Here is an 18909-nt window from a genome sequence, read left to right as displayed (position 1 = left end):
TAGAAATTTCAAATAAAACTTTCAAATAAAACTTTACTTAAAATTTTAAGTAAAATTTTAAGCTTTGACTTAAATTATAGCGTTTAGCCGTCTGTGAAGCCACGCGATCGCCACAACGAGCGAGGCTACATTAAATCAAAAACACTGAAACCTGTAGCCCACACACAGCGTGCGCTACAGGTTTCAGTGTTTTTGATTATGCTCCTTCACGCAACTTATCAAGAATCGAACGATCTTCTAAAGTAGAGGTATCGCTGGTAATTTCTTGACCAGAGGCAAGCGATCGCAGTAAGCGCCGCATGATTTTACCCGATCGCGTTTTGGGTAGAGCCTCCGCAAAGCGAATCTCACTCGGACGAGCGATCGCGCCAATCTCAGCAACAACATGTTTTTTAAGTTCCTTCGCCAGTTCCTCACTAGGTTGGCGATCGCCTTCGAGAATCACAAAGGCAAAGATATCTTCACCCTTCAATTCATCGGGCTTGCCAACTACGGCTGCTTCAGCCACCGCAGGATGGGATACTAAGGCTGACTCGATTTCCATCGTTCCTAAACGGTGTCCCGCGACGTTAATTACATCATCGACCCGTCCCATTACCCAGTAATAACCATCCTCATCTTTACGAGCACCATCTCCCGCAAAATAAACATAATTACCATCTTTAGGGGGAATATGTTCCCAATAACTCTTACGGAAGCGATCGGGATCGCCGTAGACAGTCCGCATCATGCCAGGCCAAGGATGGCGCACGATTAGATAACCTCCCTCATTGTTCTGAGCGGGATTGCCATCAAGATCAACAATATCGGGAATGATCCCTGGGAATGGCAGGGTCGCGGAGCCAGGTTTAGTAGGAATTGCCCCTGGTAACGCGGTAATCATAATTCCGCCCGTTTCCGTCTGCCACCATGTATCGACAATTGGACAACGTCCACCACCAATGACGCGGTGATACCACATCCAAGCTTCAGGATTAATTGGTTCGCCAACAGTTCCTAATAGACGGAGTGACGTTAAATCGCGTGTGTTGGGATGATGTTCGCCCATTTTAATAAAGGAACGAATTGCCGTGGGTGCTGTATAGAAAACCGAAACCTGATACTTCTCAATTACATCCCAAAAACAACCCAGATTAGAGGCTCTGGGCGCTCCTTCGTACATCAATGTCGTTGCGCCATTGGAAAGGGGACCATACACAATATAACTATGTCCTGTAATCCAACCCACATCAGCGGTACACCAATAGACATCCGTATCCTTGAGGTCAAAAATCCATTTGGTAGTCATATGGCTATAGAGGTTATAGCCTGCTGTGGTATGCACAACTCCCTTTGGTTTACCCGTACTGCCTGAAGTATAGAGAACAAAGAGCATATCTTCGCTATGCATTGGCTCCGCTTCGCATTTAGCAGAAACGCCTTGCTGCAAGTCATGCCACCAATGATCGCGACCCGCACTCATATGAATATTTTGTCCCGTACGCTTGACTACTAAGACATCAGTAACCGAGGGGACGGCTCCATTGGCGATCGCCTGATCGACTTGGGCTTTTAATGGCACGATCGCATCTTTGCGCCAGCCACCGTCAGCGGTAATCACCAATTTCGCTGCGGCATCGATCAAGCGATCGCGAAGAGCTTCCGCGCTAAATCCACCAAAAACAACACCATGCACCGCGCCGATTCTGGCACAGGCAAGCATGGCGATCGCCGCTTCAGGAATCATTGGCATATAAATACCAACGCGATCGCCCTTTTGGACTCCTAGTTGTTTCAGAGCATTGGCAAACTGGCAAACTTCGCGATGCAGTTGGGCATAGGTAAGGGTACGCGAATCCCCATTTTCCCCTTCCCAAATTAACGCTGCTTTGTTTTTGCGCCAAGTACGCAAATGGCGATCAAGACAGTTGTAAGAAATATTGATTTTCCCCCCATCAAACCATTTCACCGAGGGCGGCTGCCAATCAAGGACAGTATGCCATTTCTCAAACCAATCTAACTCCTTATCCGCGAGATCTGCCCAGAATGCACTTGGATCGGCTTTAGCGCGATCGTAGATTTGGTGGTACTCCTCAAGACTCTTAATATGGGCAGCTTGCGAGAATTCAGCAGTTGGTTCAAACAAGCGCCGTTCTTGCAATATTGATTCAATCGTAGGTTGGGACATAGTTATTAAGTAATTACAAAAACTTAAGTCAGGAAAAACTTAGGAAAAATGAATATTTAATTTTTTTGCGATCGCCAGATCCCTAGGAATTTTTTGATTCAGTTTGCTTAGCAACACTTTAAAAAACTTTCCTAGTTCAGATGCGATCGCAATGCACTGAGATAATGCACTGAGATTTTGCTTAGATATCTAGTGTAAATTATGGAGAATCTTTAATCGAGAAATAGTAAGATTCCGCAACGATTAGCAACATCAGCAATTATTTTAGCGATTATTTTAGCGATTATTTGTGGGTTGTTCTTAACTATAGCCACAGTCACTTGCCTTAAGACAAATCAAAACCCAAGAATTGATGGGCGGCGTTCCGCGCCGCCCATCAATTCTTGGGTTTTATGTCCTGCTGTCACCACTTGCATTAGGACAAAATCGAAGAGAACATCGGCGCTCCGCGCCGATGTTCTCTTCTTATACCAATTCACGAAAGTGTGACAACACTTTTGTGAATTAAAAACTAAACCCAGTAAGGGTTTTCAAAGCTCAAAATGGCGTAGCCATTTTGAGCTTTAGTATTAGACGCATATCGAGGTAAGGCAGGCTTTGATATGGTTTGGGGGTAGCATAACTAAAAAACAAAACCAGAGAGCGTACCGCCCGCGTAGCGGGCAGTACGCTCTTCTAGGTTTTAAGTTTACTTATGCCTAGCCACTTAAATATTATTTTGTGGGATTATGTTATGGGGAATGCAAGCCCATCTACGAAATCGATGTAATTAATTAAAAAACCATGAGTAGGGGACTTATGCAAAATTTTTCTCCATATACAACCTATGGATCGCTACTGGCTAAAAAACAAGGGAAAGGCTTCTCAGAACTAGAAGCCAAGGATATTTTGTGCCAAGTAATCGCTGAATTAATTAGAATGCACGAGCAGAAACAATCCCATGGCTCCATTTCCCTAGAGACCATTGCCTATGAAGAGCATCGGAGGCAGATCGTACTGCTATCAGGTAATGGAAGCAACAATCCCATTTACTTAGCACCAGAAATTTTATTAACGAGAAAGGCAACTCCTACGGCAGATATTTACGCACTAGGAGTCGTTATGATTGCACTATTAACAGGTTCGCCCCCCGAAGACTTAAAGGCTCCTAATAATAAGTGGAATTGGGAAGAGCGTTGTATTGTTAGCGATCGCCTGACCCAAATCCTTAATATGGCTCTATCCCCTGCCCTCGACCTGCGCTATGCCAATGCTGGACAAATGCTACTTGCCATACAGCTACCTATTACCGCAATTGAACCACTATTGGAAGACCATATTAATCCATCACATAATCCTGCAATTCTCTTACCTTTACCTATTCTTCCTAAACCGTCTCAGCCATCAAAAATATCTCAAGCAACCCCATCAACTCCTGAATCAACTCCTGAAATAGATGCACCAAAACAACGAAGTGGAGAAAACATGGGAGCAAATAATAGTAATAAAATGCAGAGTCTTAAAGCCAACCTTCCCAATTCACCAACCTACAGGAGATCAAAATTTTCCGCAAAATCTTCTCAAGCTGCATTTAAAAATAAAGGGAAAAGTAGAATCCGTATGCTCCTTGTCATAATTTTAGGTACTGGAGTTATTGCTGGATTAGGAGTTATTGCCTATTTCTTTTATACATTCTTTTATACACAGATTAAACTAGATGAAACCACCAAGAAAAACCTAGTATTTTCTAATACTATTACTGCACTAACCACTACATCAACAAATATCGCAATCACTCATATTTATGATGAGAAAAATGAGAAAAAAGCTAATGAAAATGCAGAGAAACTAATTGCTTTAGCTAAAACAAAATATGATAATTCAGGTAATTTAACTGAAGCAAAAATCATCTTACAGGCGGTTCCAGCAAGCGCAAAAATTCGCAAAAAAGTTGATTTTCTTTTGTCAAAATGGCAAGAGGACAACACAAAAAATGGTAATTTAATACAAAAAGCCGAACAAGCTGCTAAAAATGGCAAGTGGCAGCTAGCGATCGATACTATTAAGAGTATTTCATCTACTCCTTACTGGCAGAAGCGGGGGCAAAAAATAGCAAACGAAGCTAAGAAAAAACTAGTAACTCCTATTATCCCACCACCTCAAATTACATCTCCACCTTCTCAAGATATTACACCTCCTATCGCAGATACCTATAATCCACCCCCAGCAAGGTATGAAGCTCCCGCAGAGCCCTATACACCGCCGCCAGCAAGGTATGAACCTCCCGCAGATACCTATACGCCGCCGCCAGTATACGATCCACCTCCAGCAAATTCAACTAGACAAGCCCCACCACCACCGCCAGCAAATTAAATATTTCCCTTGCTAAATTTCCTCAAAGTAACAACAATAAAGATTATGACTTCTAAATCTTGGGTTCTTCATTCATTACCCTATGGGTTGATTTTGTCAGGTTGCATTTTAGGGATTTTAGAGTTCTCCAATCCTCCAACTGCATATAGTCAAAATCGTACTTGTAACATCGGTTCGCTTCCCGCTCATCCTGGCAATTACAAGATACGAGGTACTATTTCTCTTAAAAAAGAACTTTTTCGAGAAGCACTAGATTGCTTTGAGATTGCTTTGCAAGATGAGCGCGGGCGAAAGGATCCTGAACTTTGGAATAATCATGGCTTGGCTCTCGCAGGATTGAAAAGATTTGACGAAGCGATCGCATCCTACGATAGAGCTTTACAAATTAAACCAGGAGGGAAATTCGTAGATCGCTCACAACCCCTCGTACAAGAAGAAGATTACTATTTATGGTGGTTTAATCGCGGGACAGCACTCCTTGACCTTAAACGATATCAAGAGGCGATCGCCGATCTAGATCAGTCTCTAAAGATCAAATCAGACTATGGATTTGTATGGTTTTTTCGAGGATTAGCACTATTCAGATTGGAACGCTACGAAGAAGCTCTCATCTCCTATCGACGCTCTGTTTTGCTATCTCCCAATTCATCCTACATTATTAAAGCTAAACACTTTTTCAGCGTTCAAGACTATGTAGTTTACTATGGTGAAGCAGAAGCAAAGACCAGATTAGGTCGATATAAAGATGCAATTCGTGCCTTCGAGCGAGGAAAGCGCATTAGGCTTGGTAATCCTGAGATTAAATTATTTCAGAGTAATATTGACGAAATTACTTATGAGAACTACATAGAAGGAGTTTACTCGCTCGAACGAGGTAACTACTCCCAATCATTAAATACGTTCGATCAAATTATTGCAACTAATCCTAATTATGCTAATGCATGGTATGCCAAGGCTGATACTTTATTCGCTCTCAAACGTTATGACGAAGCCATTAAAGCTTTCGATCGCGTTACATCAATTGAGCCTGATGACTATGCTGGCTGGTATAAAAAGGGCAATGTCTTAAGAGAATCTAAACGGTATGAAGAAGCCTTACAGTCTTATCAGAAAGCAATTAGTTTGTCTGGGGGCTTTGCTGAGGTTTGGCACAATCAAGGGCTGATTTTTTATACTCAGGGTAAATATGTCGATGCTATTAATGCTTACAATCGCTCTCTTAAAGCAAATACTCTTTGGGGAGGTGTAGAGAGAATTAATACTGAGTATGGTCTGGCGGCAAGTTTATATGGTGCGGGTCGCTACAAAGAAGCATCTTTTACCGTAGAAAAAGTTCTCAAAGAGAAACCCAATCATAAACAGGGTTTAGAACTACGAAAGTTGCTTAAAAGTGTCTTATAGCTATATTCACTTAAGTCAGGAAATCAAACCCCATAGAGAGTTGCGGCTCGAAGCGCCGCAACTCTCTATGGGGTTTGATTTTACTGAATAAGAGCGTACCGCCCGCTAGGCGGATAGTACGCTCCTTATTTGATGTTATTTTGGTTCGGTATAACTAAAATTTAGGGATTTTTATGAGCAAACCGATTCAACAGTTGGTTGATGAACTACCCCATAGTAATTTGACCGTTACTGTTTTACAATCGCTCGATTTCATCGCTCCTGGTGAGTGGCAAAATGTAGTTGGTTTTGTTAACACCATTAAAACCGTGACTGGTGAAACTGACCAAGACCTCATTCAACAAATTGGCGAACGAGCAATTTATCTTTACAACGACCGTTCTCAAGGATACCAACGAGCCCTATGGCTCTATCAAACAGTTGATAGTACAGATAAAGCACTCGGTGCAGCAGTCTTGGCGAATAAAGTTGGTGAAAATATTCCTCTTGTGGGTTTTTTAAACCAAGTAACTCCCAAACCCGAAAAATCACAAGTGATCGATCTATGCCTGAAATTAGTTGCAGAGTCAACCGCCTTCTGTCACATTAACGGTGTTCCTCCAAACAGCCTTGGGGATTTTGTCTCATCGTTAGAAGAATACAGTGGTGAGTCATTAATCAGGATGTTTGCCTTGGTTTGCTTTGACGGTTTGCTCCCCCTAGGTCCCGATTTTATTCAACAGACATCATCTTGGATTAGTCGGATCAGTCCGAGTGAATTAGAACAAAACTCAACCTTCCAAACCATCAAAGATGAGATTCTAGGTCAAGGCTCTGCCAGCAAACTGAGCTTTATCGGCGAAAGCTTCAACTCAGTTAAAGGCTGGATGAATAACCTAGTTGTCTCAAATGACTTGTCACCAGCAAAGATTACTAGCAACTTGCAATCTTTTGCTAATTTTTCAGACGATAAGTTAAATTACCTTGCAGCCTATCTAGATGTAGCGACGAATTACTACGAACATACTGGTACACAAACCATTGCACGTCGATTGATCGAACGAGCGATCGCGGAAATATAAATCCTCAAACGAGCAAGGATGGGCAGCGCTTTGCGCCGCCCATCCTTGCCTTACCTTAATAGTTACTATCGGCGACGCAAATGCCTTGGCATTTAATGCCATTGGTAGCAGTACGCAAGCAATGCGAGCAGAGTATTAGTTCTTCTTTACGTTCCGATTTAGTTTGGCTATGGTGATCGGGCAGAGATTGATTTGTCATATTGCTAAGGCTAGATAATAAAGCTAGATATAATACCAATTTCCAAAAGTATGGCTACACTTTTGGAAATTAAAAACTAAACCCAGTAAGGGTTTTCAAATCACAAAATGGCGTAGCCACTTTGTGATTTGGTATAACTAGAGCCTGTGCTGCCTGCTAAGTGGGCGGTACAGGCTTTTATATACTAAGCGCAATTAAATATAAAATCCTCCAAGCTGTAGCACACGCGCAGCGAGCGCTACAGCTTTTGACTCTGGTTTTTAATTATGCCCAGCTACTTAATCAGGGTTTTGAGTTTTCATTTTGCCTAAGGCAAAATGAAAACCGCAATAGCTACTTACAGAATAAATCGATCCTAGCCTGCATTTTCCTACTTTGGATAAGCTTTGACCGTAATGTAAAATTATAGTTACTGCCATTGTTTAACTTTCCCTTTCCCCTCATGCCATTTTCCTCCGTCATTCGTTCATTAACGCGCTCTCCTCTCACTGACGAACTAGAAAATAAATTGATGCGATCGCATCAACTGACACTTTCGGGGCTATCGAGAGTGGGAAAAGGCATTGTCAGTTCGACTTTGAGCCAAAGGCAAGAAAGCCTGATGTTAGTCATTACCTCGACGATTGAGGAAGCGGGACGATGGTCAGTACAGCTAGAAACGATGGGTTGGCATATCGTTCATTACTACCCAACTTCGGATATGTTGCCCTACGAGCCATATCAGCCAGAGTCAGAGGTCATCTGGGGACAAATGCAGGTATTGGCGGATTTAGCGGACTGGCAGGAGCAAGAAGGAGAAAAGAAGAAAATGGCGATCGTGGCAACTGATCGCGCATTGCAAAAGCACTTACCCAGCCCGCAAAAATTTAACGAATATTGCGTAATGTTGGAAGTTGGCTCGGAGATTAAACTACGGGATCTAGCGACAAATCTAACCCTCATGGGCTACGAAAATACTTCCACTGTAGAAGTCGAAGGACAATGGGCAAGACGGGGCGATATTATCGATATTTTTCCCGTATCCAGTGAGATGCCCGTTCGGATCGACTGGTTCGGCGATGAAATCGAACGGATTCGTGAATTCGAGCCAACGACCCAAAGAGCGCTGGATAGCATTCCTTCGGTATTGCTCACTCCTATTACCTATGGGCATATTCTTGGGGATGAGCCCTTGTCCGATTCGGATTTAGAAGATGAGTTCAGCGGCAAAGGATTTGCAGTCCATCCCTTATCTAGTGCTTCGCTCTTAGATTATTTGCCCAAACCAGAGCAATGTCTGGTGGTTATAGACGAGCTAGAACAATGTCAAGCCCATTGCGATCGCTGGTATGAGTCAGCTACCGAAATTTTTACGGGGGGAACAGAAATACTCCATCGCTCTTTTGCGGATTGTTTGCTCGATATCGCCAAATTTAATCGTCTCGATCTGTTTGAGCTAGCAGAAGAAAATCGTGGCGTAAATATGGCTAGTCGTCCAGTCCCCGCTATTCCCCACCAATTTGCCAAAATTGCCCAAACAATTCGCGAATATCGTGAACAGAAGTATAAAATCATTCTTGTTTCGGCACAGCCTTCACGAACTGTTGCCCTACTACAAGAGCATGATTGCCAAGCTCAGTTCATTCCCAATGTCAGAGACTTTCCTGCGATCGACAAAACCCATAACCTCCGCATCGCCGTTGCTTTTAAATACTCAGGCACGGCGGAAATTCAAGGGTTCGTTTTGCCTACCTATCGAATTGTGGTAATTAGTGATCGCGAATTTTTTGGTCAGCATGCCCTAGGCACGCCCAACTATGTCAGGAAGCGAAGAAGAGCCGTATCTAAACAAGTCGATCTCAATAAACTCGCGCCAGGAGACTATGTCGTTCATAAAAATCACGGTGTCGGTCAGTTCCTCAAATTAGAGAAGTTAACGGTCAACAATGAAACTCGCGAATATCTAGTTCTGAAATATGACGATGGATTACTGCGCGTTGTTGTTGATCAAATGTCGATCCTGTCCCGCTATCGCGGCATGAATGAGAGTAAGCCCGAACTACATAAAATGACAGGCAAGGCATGGACAAATACTACGAATAAAGCCAAAAAAGCAATTAAGAAGATTGCCTTCGATCTTTTAGAACTCTATGCTAAGCGATCGCAACAGGTCGGCTATGCTTTTCCCCCCGATAATCCTTGGCAGCAGGAAATGGAAGATTCCTTCCCCTATCAAGCCACCCCTGATCAGTTGAAGGCAACTCAGGATGTCAAGCAGGATATGGAAAGCTCGCGCCCCATGGATCGCCTCGTCTGTGGTGATGTCGGCTTTGGGAAAACTGAAGTTGCCATTCGCACAATTTTTAAAGCGGTGACCACAGGCAAGCAAGCAGCTCTGCTCGTACCTACCACCATTCTCGCGCAACAGCATTACCACAGTCTGCAAGAGCGCTATGCCGCCTATCCCATCAATATTGCTTTGCTCAATCGCTTCCGCACCAAAGTCGAGAAAAAAGAAATCTGCCGCAAACTAAAGACAGGCGAACTAGACATCGTCGTCGGTACGCATCAACTACTATCCAAGGATGTTGAATTTAAGGATTTGGGGCTATTAGTGATTGATGAGGAACAACGCTTTGGGGTGGCGCAGAAAGAAAAAATTAAAACCATGAAAACAGAAGTGGATGTATTAACACTCTCCGCCACACCAATCCCCCGAACCCTATATATGGCGATGTCAGGAGTTCGGGAGATGAGCCTAATTACCACGCCGCCACCCTCAAGACGCTCAATTATGACCCATCTTTCGCGCTACAACCCCGAACTAGTGAGAGCGGCGATCAGACAGGAACTCGATCGCGGGGGACAAATTTTTTATGTAGTATCGCGTATTGACGATATTGAAGAGGTTTCCGCAAGGGTGCATGAAATGTTGCCGTCGGTAAGAATGGCGATCGCCCATGGACAAATGCCCGAATCGGAACTGGAATCCACCATGCTCAATTTCAGCAGTGGCGAGTCAGACATGATGATCTGCACCACGATTATCGAATCGGGGCTAGATATTCCTCGGGTTAATACGATCATTATCGAAGATGCCCAAAGGTTTGGCTTGGCACAGCTCTATCAATTGCGCGGTCGGGTCGGACGCGCAGGCATTCAAGCCCATGCGTGGTTGTTTTACCAAGAAAAAGGGGAACTTACCGATATTGCTCGCAAACGACTCAAAGCGATTCAAGAATTTACCCATCTTGGCTCAGGCTATCAGCTAGCCATGCGCGATATGGAAATTCGTGGTGTGGGAAATCTCCTCGGCGCAGAACAATCTGGTCAAATTAATACCATCGGCTTTGACCTTTATATGGAAATGCTCCAAGAAGCGATCGCCGAAATACGCGGTTCCGAAATTCCTGAAGTCGAGGATACGCAAGTAGATCTGCCTATTACCGCCTTTATCCCTACCGAATATATCCCCGATGGCGATCGCAAGATGAGCGCCTATCGCACCGTCGCCTCCGTCAGCTCTCGTCGTGAATTAATGCAAATTATTGAAGAGTGGCGTGACTGCTATGGCAAAGTCCCCGTCCCTGCCATGCAATTGATAAAAGTCATGGAATTAAAACTCCTCGCTAAACGGATCGGCTTTTTCCGTATTAAACCCGAAGGCAAACAACATGTCGTTCTAGAGTCTAAGATGGAAGAACCAGCATGGAAATTACTTCATCAGCATTTGCCCAGCCATTTACAGCCGAGATTTGTCTATAGCAAAGGTAATGTTACGGTTAGAGGATTAGGGACGCTCTCCCACGACAAGCAGCTTGACAACTTAATTGAATGGCTAGATACTATGCACCTCGCAAAATCTGAAGCCTGATATCTAAAGCCTGATATCTAAAGCCTGATATCTAAAGCCTGATATCTAAAGCCTGATAAGTAGTTCGGCATAATTAAGAACCAAAACCAGAAAGCATACCGCCCGCTGCGCGGGCAGTATGCTCTTCTAGGTTTTAAGTTTACTTATGCCGAACTACTTACAGCAATTACCGATCAAACGAACCATAATGAAATTTTTGAAAGCGTTGCGAAGCAACGCTTTCAAAAATTTCATTGGTTTGGGTTTGAGCGCAAAGCGTTGTAAAAGCTAACAGTCGATTCCCCAGATCTAGCGAAAATTTTCTAGCAAACAAATAAAACAAAATATGCCAGATGCTCAAATTAGTGTTATAAAGTTCGCAAACTAGACGCAACCAATTCAGCCAATTAAAAAATTAGTGCCAAACATAGAAGCCAGCATTATTTTAGACGGCATTGTTACGAGGTGATTTCTTCAATGGAGAGCAATAATATCCGTAGTAGTTCTTACGAGCAGACCCTCGCGGGAGTCACCAAGGACTTGTCAGATCTGCGGTCAAATATCTTGGGCAAGCTCAGCCGCGAAATTTTAATTTTACAAGCCCAGAAAAATGCCCTTACCGACGATATTCAACGTCTCCAGTCTCAACGTAAAGAGCTAGAGGTGTTGACTGTCGCCCAGCAAGGCATGAATCAACAGGAAATTCAACGCCAGCAATGGATCGAACAACTCGCCCAAGCAATTACCTTTCATCTCAAAAATGATGTGATCGTCACTAATTCCAAGGTGCTCAACGATCATTCTGAGAATTTCGAGCAGCTAATGCTGAATCTGGATAGTGCGATTAGAGCTACTTTTCAGTCTTTACAACGGGATGTCGATACTTATCAGCGTGATCTCGATGATCAGATGCAGCGTATGTACGCCCAGAGACAGCAAGGCGAATTGATGCTCTCGGCACTGGTTGAGAGAATTGATGAATATTTACGCCGATCCACCAGCGATCGCTACAGTGGCGGTGGCAATCTAGGCAATCTAGGGGGAAATCAACCTACAAGCAGCTTCACGGGGACATCTTCTGGTCTTACGGGGGCGATCGGTAGCAATACCACCGCACCTGTTACACCTAACGGCAATGGCAATTACAACCAAGTTCAAATTCCCACCTTCAATAGCGGGCAATTTCGGCAGTATGACACTCGTCCCTACGATGAACCGACAGAGCCTTTCAAAGCCCTAGATTTAGAACCTCCGATCGTAAAGCCCGCAAAGCGCCTTAATGATTGGTGGTTTGGATTTATTTTAGTATTGGGGGCTTCGGTGGTGCTGTCCTTCCAGAATATTCTGGTCAAGGTAATCTTCTCTAACTCCACCATTCTGGGACTATTTAGCTTTGGCGGGTTGATCAAGCCCAGCGTCCCAAACTCCTTTATGTTGCTGCTGTTGCGAATGCTATTTGCCACGCCTATTATGTGGCTAGTCGCCAAGTTTATTTTTAGAGTGGATGTCATGCGCGACTTCCAACAATTGCTAACGCCTAGTCGCCGACTATTGTTTTGGCGAGTTGCCTTTAGTGCGCTATTGCAATTTGCATCCTTTGCCTTTATCTATGTCGCTCTAGGTATCTTGAACCCAGGATTAGCCGTCACCTTATTTTTTATCTTCCCCACCGTTACGGTACTAATGGCTTGGTTCCTCTTTGGCGATCGCCCTAGTAAAGAGCGTTGGTTTGTAATCGGCGTGATTTATCTGGGGATCATGCTGACCTATAACATTTTTGGAGTGACTAAGCCCGATACTTGGGGAGTAGCTGCCGCGATGCTCTCAGGCATCTCTTTTGCAGGATATATCATCACCTCGCAAGCTTGCTTCAAACAGCTAAATCCTGTTTCGTTTACATCCATTAACTTTGCCATTATCTTGTTACTGTGTTTTGGTACTTTACCCTTCACCTTAGCTTCGCTCTCCTTCAATGGCTCACTGATATTCATGTGCTTCCTGATTGCCTTAACTACCCTAGGTGGATATCTGCTGACTAGTTTCGGGACAAAGTTGATGGGAGCAGCTCAAGCTTCGATTGTTAGTGCGAGCGGTCCCGTATTTACGACATTTTTAGCATTTACAATTTTGGGCAACAAGCTCGATTTCATCCAATTATTTGGGGTGTTTATGGTTACAGGTGGAGTCGGACTCCTCAGCTTACAAAATATGTATAAAAAACCTGCCAAGTAACAGAGCATAATTAAAATCGAGAGCTAAAACCTGCGGCGCAGGTTTTAGCTCTCGATTTTATAGGGTTTTCAAAGCTCAAAATAGCTACGCCATTTTGAGCTTTGGTATAAGGGTTTTCAAGTTACAGCAATTATTGATCAAACGAACCACAAGGAAATTTTTGAAAGCGTTTCTTCGCAACGCTTTCAAAAATTTCCTTGGTTTGGGTTTGAGCGCAATGCGCTGTAAGAAATGGCGTAGCCATTTCTTAACTTGGTATGAAAAGGTGAGATGCTGCTCTATCCCATCTCACCTTTTTGAACTAAAATCCTGTAAAGTAGCTATTACAATTCCTCAGGGACAAATTGGTTTCACCAGTGGTCAAAAACTCACATCATCAAGAACAGGAATCGGCAACATCTTCTTCGCAAGCTCATCTACTGATGCGATCGCTTTGGCGCGGACTAGCTCGCGAACAGGGGCTGCCAGTATGGGCTTTGTTGGCAGTTTTTTTGGTGATGTTACTTTTGTGGAACTGGCAATTAATCGCAGCCACTGGCACAGGAATCGGCGCGATGATTGCCGTCTATGTGATGCAGGACTGGAATTGGAATGTAATTTTATGGCGCATTCAGAGATTTTTGCAAAGTCCCTATCGACATTTGCCCCTATCGGTGGCTAGTGGCACGAGTACAGTTTTCTTGACCTATACGATCTTGGCAGTCTGGTCAAATCAAGAAAATCATTGGTTAGCGGCGGCAAGCATTTTGCAACTAGGCGCAACCTTAGGGATTTTCGCGATTCTGGTACGCCAAGCTTTTAAACAATGGTTACAACGTCAGCAAGATAATTTCGATCAACTAATTGCCCAACTTACAGTCAGCGATGACCTAGCTAGACTCATTGCGATTAAACAGATCAATCAATACGTTCGCGATAATCGCTTACCTGCGGCGCAGGAGCGAGCGATCGCCGATTATTGCCAAATCCTGCTCAACCGAGAAACCGAGGTAACGATGCGGGACGCGATATTTGAGACCTTAGAAGTATTGCAATCGATTACGGCAAAACCCGCTCTCAAACGCTCAGCACATCATATTCCTTAGATTCATGCTCACTAAAGATCAAATCCTCGATCGCCAAGTTGTCTTGCTAGTTCAGAGTACTCCCGATGAAGAAACGGCAAGTGCGGTTAGTTTAATTGCATCTGTTCTGAAGGCGATCGCCCAAAAACTCAGACATACAACCTATATCGTGATCCAAGATATTGAAGGTGGCTGGTTACTTACCCCCCTGAGCAATCACGATAATCCCGAACTCGAAAAAACAACTATTTACGCCTATTGCGATCGCACTCCTGCGAATATTGATCGCCTAAAACTCAATGATGCTCAGCTCGAATGCGGTGAATACAATGTAATCGATATGCTCTTTCGCTTAATTGGCATGAAACAGGTAGATAGTATCGTGTTTTTTGATCGCGCCACGGATACGCAAAACGGGATTGAAATTGTCCGTTCCGAGATTGAAGAGCTCTGCGAAAAGCAAATTAAACGCGCTCAATTTGGACTTCAAAAACTAAACGAATTTAAAAATAATCCTGATATATCTAATATTGCCTGATCCCGAATCCCTAATTAACATCAGTTCGGATTATACAAAATCACAAAATGGCGTAGCCATTTTGTGATTTTGTATAATCCGAACTGGGTTTGGGTTTTAATTCCCAAAAGTGTAGCCACACTTTTGGGAATTGGTATTAAGCTGACAAATTTTAAAAGCCCGTTTCAAATTATTCCGAACTCACGTTAATTATACCCAGTTAAGAAATGGCGTAGCCATTTCTTAACTGGAAAACCCTTTTATTCATAACTATTCGTGATCGATAAAACCACACATAACGGCTCCATCGATAGAACCTTTACCGCTAACCAAACAGGCGAGATTATCTTTGTGACTCACGGTAACAATGCGATCGTAGGTTTTACCTGTAAGTAGATTGTCCGCGATCGCAACTACTTCAGGACTGGTATTAACGGCAAGGATAATTTGATGGGAATTAATATTTGCACTTTCAGAACGGACTTCGGTATGAGGAGGCGTAGGATTTTGATATAGAGCGGCGACGATCGCTGTTTGGGCATTGACTGGCGTAGCGAGAGCGAAACCTGAAATGGCGAAACCTGAAATGGCGAAACCCGAAATGGCTAAAAATGTGGCGACAATTGTACTTTTCATGACTGCCTCTAATCTGCGTTCTCTAATTGCTGACTACGAATTAGAAAATTAAATTTCTATAGATTTAATCTTCTGATGAAAGCAGCTAAGGCTGCTTCCTGCTATCAAACCAACCGAGTGGGTGAACATTACCCGTAAGCGATTAATTCAATAACAACATCATCAATCTTTATTGAAGAATGGCAAGTGACATCAGGTAGATACACCTGTGATTGCGATCGCAATCTCAAGTGATTTAGTGATAGGGTGGATGCAAATTCCCAGCTTCCAAAGCTTGAGAATTGGGCAGTTACAAACTGAGCGATCCACCATGAAACCGACAATCCATTCTTCCTTAATTATTTCAGGGTTAATTGCCGCGATCACCTCCATTAGCGCGATCGAATCAGCCCTTGCCGATCCCAATCAAATTCGTCAAGTTTTACAGACTAGAGAATGCGCGGGATGCAATCTTTCGCGAGAAAAATTAAGTTTTGCAAATCTGCGTGGCGCAAATTTACGCAATGCGAATTTATTCTCAGCGGATCTCAAACTTGCCGACTTGCGTGAAGCCAATCTCATTGGCGCAATCCTTGACAAAGCCGATCTCAGGGGAGCCGATCTCACGGGGGCAGATTTGACAGGAGCCTATATGTCTGAAACTAATTTATGCGGGGCGATTATGCCCGATGGTCAGAAATCCGTTGAAGGCTGTCCAAAAGCACCAAAATAGACAATCCTCGTTTGGATTTGTGTAGAATTGTATGCAAAGGATGGAGAAAGTTGGAAAAGTATTACCTAAAATCAATTAAAGCTTTAGTCTAGAGATTATTTGATTTCCCTTCCTGAAATATTTATTCGTCCCAGCGGAGTTCCGCCCTATGATTGACGCTATCATCATTTTTACTTTCATCCTCGCGGGAGCGGGTACTGGCTTCCACGGCATTGATTTCTTGCCATCGGACTCGATCGCTCATCTCAACATCCAAAATTTACGCTGGGTTACATTGGGTGTCGGCTCTGCGATCGGTTTAATCACGGGATTGGTTGTGCAAAATACCTATCGCCGTATCGAGTCGAATATTCGCTCGATGCCCATCGAGACAATTTTAGGGCGAGCCGTGGGTTTGGTCTTTGGACTATTAGTGGCGAATTTAATGCTAGCGCCCTTGTTCCTGATTCCGATTCCTGACAATTTTGATTTCATCAAACCCCTTACCGCCATCTTGGTCAGCATTATCTTTGCTTATTCGGGAATGACGCTCTCCGATACCCACGGACGCGCCTTATTGCGTTTGATCAATCCCAACAATGTCGAAAGTAGCCTATTAGCTGATGGTACTTTGCGTACGGCTACCGCGAAAGTACTCGATACCAGTACGGTAATTGATGGGCGCATTCAAACTTTGATGGAGACAGGTTTTTTAGAAGGACAATTATTGATTCCCCATTTTGTGATTCAAGAGTTACAAACGATCGCCGATAGCTCTAACGATCAAAAACGAGTACGTGGTCGAAGGGGACTGGATATTCTCAACAATATGCGCGATCAGTTTAGCGATCGCATCACCATTCACTCTGCGGATTATGAGGACTTACATACCGTTGATGCTAAGTTAGTACGTTTAGCTCAAGAGTTAAGCTGCACTCTGATCACCAATGATTACAACCTCAATAAAGTTGCTAATTTACAGCAGGTGGAAGTTTTAAATATTAACGATCTCGCCCAAGCTCTGCGCCCAACCTACTTGCCAGGCGATTTAATCGAAATCAAGGTACTCAAGGAAGGTAAAGAGGCTTCTCAAGGTATCGGATATCTAGAAGATGGCACGATGGTGGTAATTGAAGAGGGGCGCGAGTATCTTGGTAAACAAATTATCGTAATTGTTACGAGTGCTTTGCAAACTTCGGCAGGACGGATGATTTTTGCCCGTCACGAAGCGATTGCCACGGTTTAATTTAGCTATCTATTTAGCTATTTATTTATATTCTTAACTACCAACTTTTACTGCCTATGCAAGTTTTGCCCTCCCACACACAACGACAATTGGTGTCAGGCAGAATTGGGTGGGGGTGGCGACAAGCAACTTATCCTATTTCTGTAAATTTTATCTTTGCGGGCTTCTCGATCCTCGCCATTGCCATTGCTCGGCTATTAACAAAAGGCGAGTTAGATCTTTTGGCGATTACCAGTATTGTTTTGGTCTTCGGTTTAATAATTGGAATATATACGGCTAAGTCCGTTGTAGAGGTATGCCGCCAAAATTCTAATTACCTTTTTTCGCGATCGCAATTGTTGGGGATTGCGGTCTATTGGCTAGTTTTAATTGCAGTCCTTGGGGGATCGCCCGAAACCAGCAAATTATTTGTGGCGATTTGGTGGGTTTTACCAGCCGCTATTTTCACAGGAATTGCGGCTTCCCTATCCTTACAGTCAAGTAGATCTAAGTCGCCCACCGATCGCAAGCAACCGCTGGAAAAATTTAATGCCGAACCCCTCAATGTCGTTACCTATTCCGATCGCACAGTTTTAGTTAGTCCCTCGGCAGTTGGTCAGCAACCGAGACAGTTTAATAGTTTGGTACTAATAGTTTTTGGACTTTTCTGCTGGACAATGCTCGACTTATCGAGCAATCTGAGGGCGATCGCGGCAATCGTCTTAACCGCTTCTGGATTAACGGGATTTTTTACTTGGCAAGCCCAGTTACATTCTCCCGAAAAGATTTTGCAACTTAAGTTTGCAGGGCTATGGGGAATTGCTGCCGAATATCTAATCGATATCACCTCTTTCTCAATGCTTTCGATTGTCAAATTACAGGAAGCTGGCGGAGAATTGAGTTGGATGCAGCTAACGGGCAATAATCGCGATATTACCATCCCCTTAGTGATGACAAATTTGCCGTCACCTACCGAAAAAGACGTTGATCGAAACGATCAACTAGATAAAACCCTCCGCGATGAGTTTCATCTGGCTAAGCAGGAAACGGAGCGGGACAGTTTAGGTTTAGCAAATGTTCTATTACCGCAAGGGGCAGGTATTTTGGCAGGGACGGCATTTATCCTTGTCGGTGTTTTGCTCTTACTCATTTTCTCCTTGCCCTCAAAATTAACATCGGAAAGTGCGATCGCTTGGTTGGGCGTTTGCCTTGTGAGTCCCGCGATCGCCAGATTTTTTCTCCAGCTAGTTGCGCCCAATAGCCTGCAAAGCGATCGCCTCTATCCTAATTCACGATTGCATTCATGGGAAATCGGCACAGCGATGTTACTCGTCAGCGCTTTTCTCTCCTCTCAAGCCATGGGTAAGGTTCTATCCCTAGGTGTTCTCCAGCAGTCGCTCCCCCTCATAAACCTTATTTGCGGATGGTTATGTATTAGCGTGGGGATCTGCCTTCTTGCCTTTGTCCGACGCACGCCGCTATGGCATAACAATTAAACCCCAAAGAGAGTTGCCGCGCTCCGCGCGGCAACT

At 43.8% G+C, this 18909-nt stretch carries 14 protein-coding genes; 10 read left to right on the top strand and 4 right to left on the bottom strand.

The annotated features are described in order from the left end of the window. Nucleotides 1-196 precede the first annotated feature (196 nt). Together acs and PSE7429_RS26260 are read right to left on the bottom strand one after the other, a co-directional pair. Nucleotides 197-2167, bottom strand: coding sequence for an acetate--CoA ligase (gene acs / locus PSE7429_RS07620; RefSeq protein WP_009626540.1), 1971 nt, complete (start codon nt 2165-2167; stop codon nt 197-199). 335 nt (nt 2168-2502) lie between these two features. Beyond that, complete coding sequence (locus PSE7429_RS26260; RefSeq protein ID WP_158467618.1) at nt 2503-2646, bottom strand: hypothetical protein; 144 nt, start codon at nt 2644-2646, stop codon at nt 2503-2505. 319 nt (nt 2647-2965) lie between these two features. On the opposite strand from PSE7429_RS26260, the gene PSE7429_RS07615 reads away from it, so the two are divergent. From PSE7429_RS07615 to PSE7429_RS07605, 3 genes are all read left to right on the top strand, one after another. Beyond that, on the top strand, nt 2966-4519 hold the full coding sequence (locus PSE7429_RS07615; RefSeq protein WP_009626539.1) for a protein kinase family protein: 1554 nt from the start codon (nt 2966-2968) through the stop codon (nt 4517-4519). A 45-nt stretch (nt 4520-4564) separates the two neighbouring features. Then, a complete protein-coding gene (locus PSE7429_RS07610) occupies nt 4565-5920 on the top strand; it encodes a tetratricopeptide repeat protein (RefSeq protein ID WP_009626538.1) in 1356 nt (451 codons plus the stop codon). Between the two features lie 173 nt (nt 5921-6093). Further along, entirely contained in the window at nt 6094-6981 is an 888-nt protein-coding gene (locus tag PSE7429_RS07605; RefSeq protein ID WP_009626537.1) for a hypothetical protein, read from the top strand. A gap of 55 nt (nt 6982-7036) precedes the next feature. Here the strand turns inward: PSE7429_RS07605 and PSE7429_RS26605 are convergent, their stop codons facing one another. Then, entirely contained in the window at nt 7037-7180 is a 144-nt protein-coding gene (locus tag PSE7429_RS26605) for a hypothetical protein (protein WP_173400654.1), read from the bottom strand. A gap of 442 nt (nt 7181-7622) precedes the next feature. Here PSE7429_RS26605 and mfd point away from each other — a divergent pair, with 442 nt between their 5' ends. From mfd to PSE7429_RS07580, 4 genes are all read left to right on the top strand, one after another. Next, nucleotides 7623-11033 carry a transcription-repair coupling factor gene (gene mfd / locus PSE7429_RS07595; protein WP_009626536.1) on the top strand — a complete coding sequence of 1137 codons (3411 nt, stop codon included), beginning with the start codon at nt 7623-7625 and terminating at the stop codon, nt 11031-11033. A 456-nt stretch (nt 11034-11489) separates the two neighbouring features. Continuing rightward, a complete protein-coding gene (locus PSE7429_RS07590; protein ID WP_009626535.1) occupies nt 11490-13244 on the top strand; it encodes an EamA family transporter in 1755 nt (584 codons plus the stop codon). Nucleotides 13245-13600: 356 nt separating this feature from the next. Beyond that, entirely contained in the window at nt 13601-14329 is a 729-nt protein-coding gene (locus PSE7429_RS07585; protein WP_009626534.1) for a hypothetical protein, read from the top strand. Nucleotides 14330-14333: 4 nt separating this feature from the next. Then, the gene (locus PSE7429_RS07580; RefSeq protein ID WP_009626533.1) at nt 14334-14846 is read left to right on the top strand and encodes a hypothetical protein; all 513 of its coding nucleotides are present in this window, start codon (nt 14334-14336) and stop codon (nt 14844-14846) included. 249 nt (nt 14847-15095) lie between these two features. Here the strand turns inward: PSE7429_RS07580 and PSE7429_RS07575 are convergent, their stop codons facing one another. After that, complete coding sequence (locus PSE7429_RS07575; RefSeq protein WP_009626532.1) at nt 15096-15461, bottom strand: hypothetical protein; 366 nt, start codon at nt 15459-15461, stop codon at nt 15096-15098. A 208-nt stretch (nt 15462-15669) separates the two neighbouring features. Between PSE7429_RS07575 and PSE7429_RS07570 the strand changes: the two genes are divergently transcribed. From PSE7429_RS07570 to PSE7429_RS07560, 3 genes are all read left to right on the top strand, one after another. Continuing rightward, the gene (locus PSE7429_RS07570) at nt 15670-16173 is read left to right on the top strand and encodes a pentapeptide repeat-containing protein (RefSeq protein WP_233424313.1); all 504 of its coding nucleotides are present in this window, start codon (nt 15670-15672) and stop codon (nt 16171-16173) included. Nucleotides 16174-16321: 148 nt separating this feature from the next. Next, nucleotides 16322-17398 (top strand): PIN/TRAM domain-containing protein, encoded by a 1077-nt coding sequence (locus PSE7429_RS07565; RefSeq protein ID WP_009626530.1) that lies wholly within the window; start codon nt 16322-16324, stop codon nt 17396-17398. Between the two features lie 56 nt (nt 17399-17454). Further along, the gene (locus PSE7429_RS07560; protein WP_009626529.1) at nt 17455-18873 is read left to right on the top strand and encodes a hypothetical protein; all 1419 of its coding nucleotides are present in this window, start codon (nt 17455-17457) and stop codon (nt 18871-18873) included. The last annotated feature ends 36 nt before the right edge of the window (nt 18874-18909 follow it).

The sequence above is a fragment of the Pseudanabaena biceps PCC 7429 genome, assembly GCF_000332215.1.
Classification (GTDB): Bacteria; Cyanobacteriota; Cyanobacteriia; order Pseudanabaenales; family Pseudanabaenaceae; genus Pseudanabaena; species Pseudanabaena biceps.
The sequence above is the reverse complement of the archived record's forward strand: the minus strand, read 5'-3'. Positions and strand labels throughout refer to the sequence as shown.

Coding starts and splice junctions, on each gene's coding strand:
- acs (WP_009626540.1), bottom strand. CDS start 2,167: ATGTCCCAACCTACGATTGAATCAATATTGCAAGAACGGCGCTTGTTT.
- PSE7429_RS07615 (WP_009626539.1), top strand. CDS start 2,966: ATGCAAAATTTTTCTCCATATACAACCTATGGATCGCTACTGGCTAAA.
- PSE7429_RS07610 (WP_009626538.1), top strand. CDS start 4,565: ATGACTTCTAAATCTTGGGTTCTTCATTCATTACCCTATGGGTTGATT.
- PSE7429_RS07605 (WP_009626537.1), top strand. CDS start 6,094: ATGAGCAAACCGATTCAACAGTTGGTTGATGAACTACCCCATAGTAAT.
- PSE7429_RS26605 (WP_173400654.1), bottom strand. CDS start 7,180: ATGACAAATCAATCTCTGCCCGATCACCATAGCCAAACTAAATCGGAA.
- mfd (WP_009626536.1), top strand. CDS start 7,623: ATGCCATTTTCCTCCGTCATTCGTTCATTAACGCGCTCTCCTCTCACT.
- PSE7429_RS07590 (WP_009626535.1), top strand. CDS start 11,490: ATGGAGAGCAATAATATCCGTAGTAGTTCTTACGAGCAGACCCTCGCG.
- PSE7429_RS07580 (WP_009626533.1), top strand. CDS start 14,334: ATGCTCACTAAAGATCAAATCCTCGATCGCCAAGTTGTCTTGCTAGTT.
- PSE7429_RS07575 (WP_009626532.1), bottom strand. CDS start 15,461: ATGAAAAGTACAATTGTCGCCACATTTTTAGCCATTTCGGGTTTCGCC.
- PSE7429_RS07565 (WP_009626530.1), top strand. CDS start 16,322: ATGATTGACGCTATCATCATTTTTACTTTCATCCTCGCGGGAGCGGGT.
- PSE7429_RS07560 (WP_009626529.1), top strand. CDS start 17,455: ATGCAAGTTTTGCCCTCCCACACACAACGACAATTGGTGTCAGGCAGA.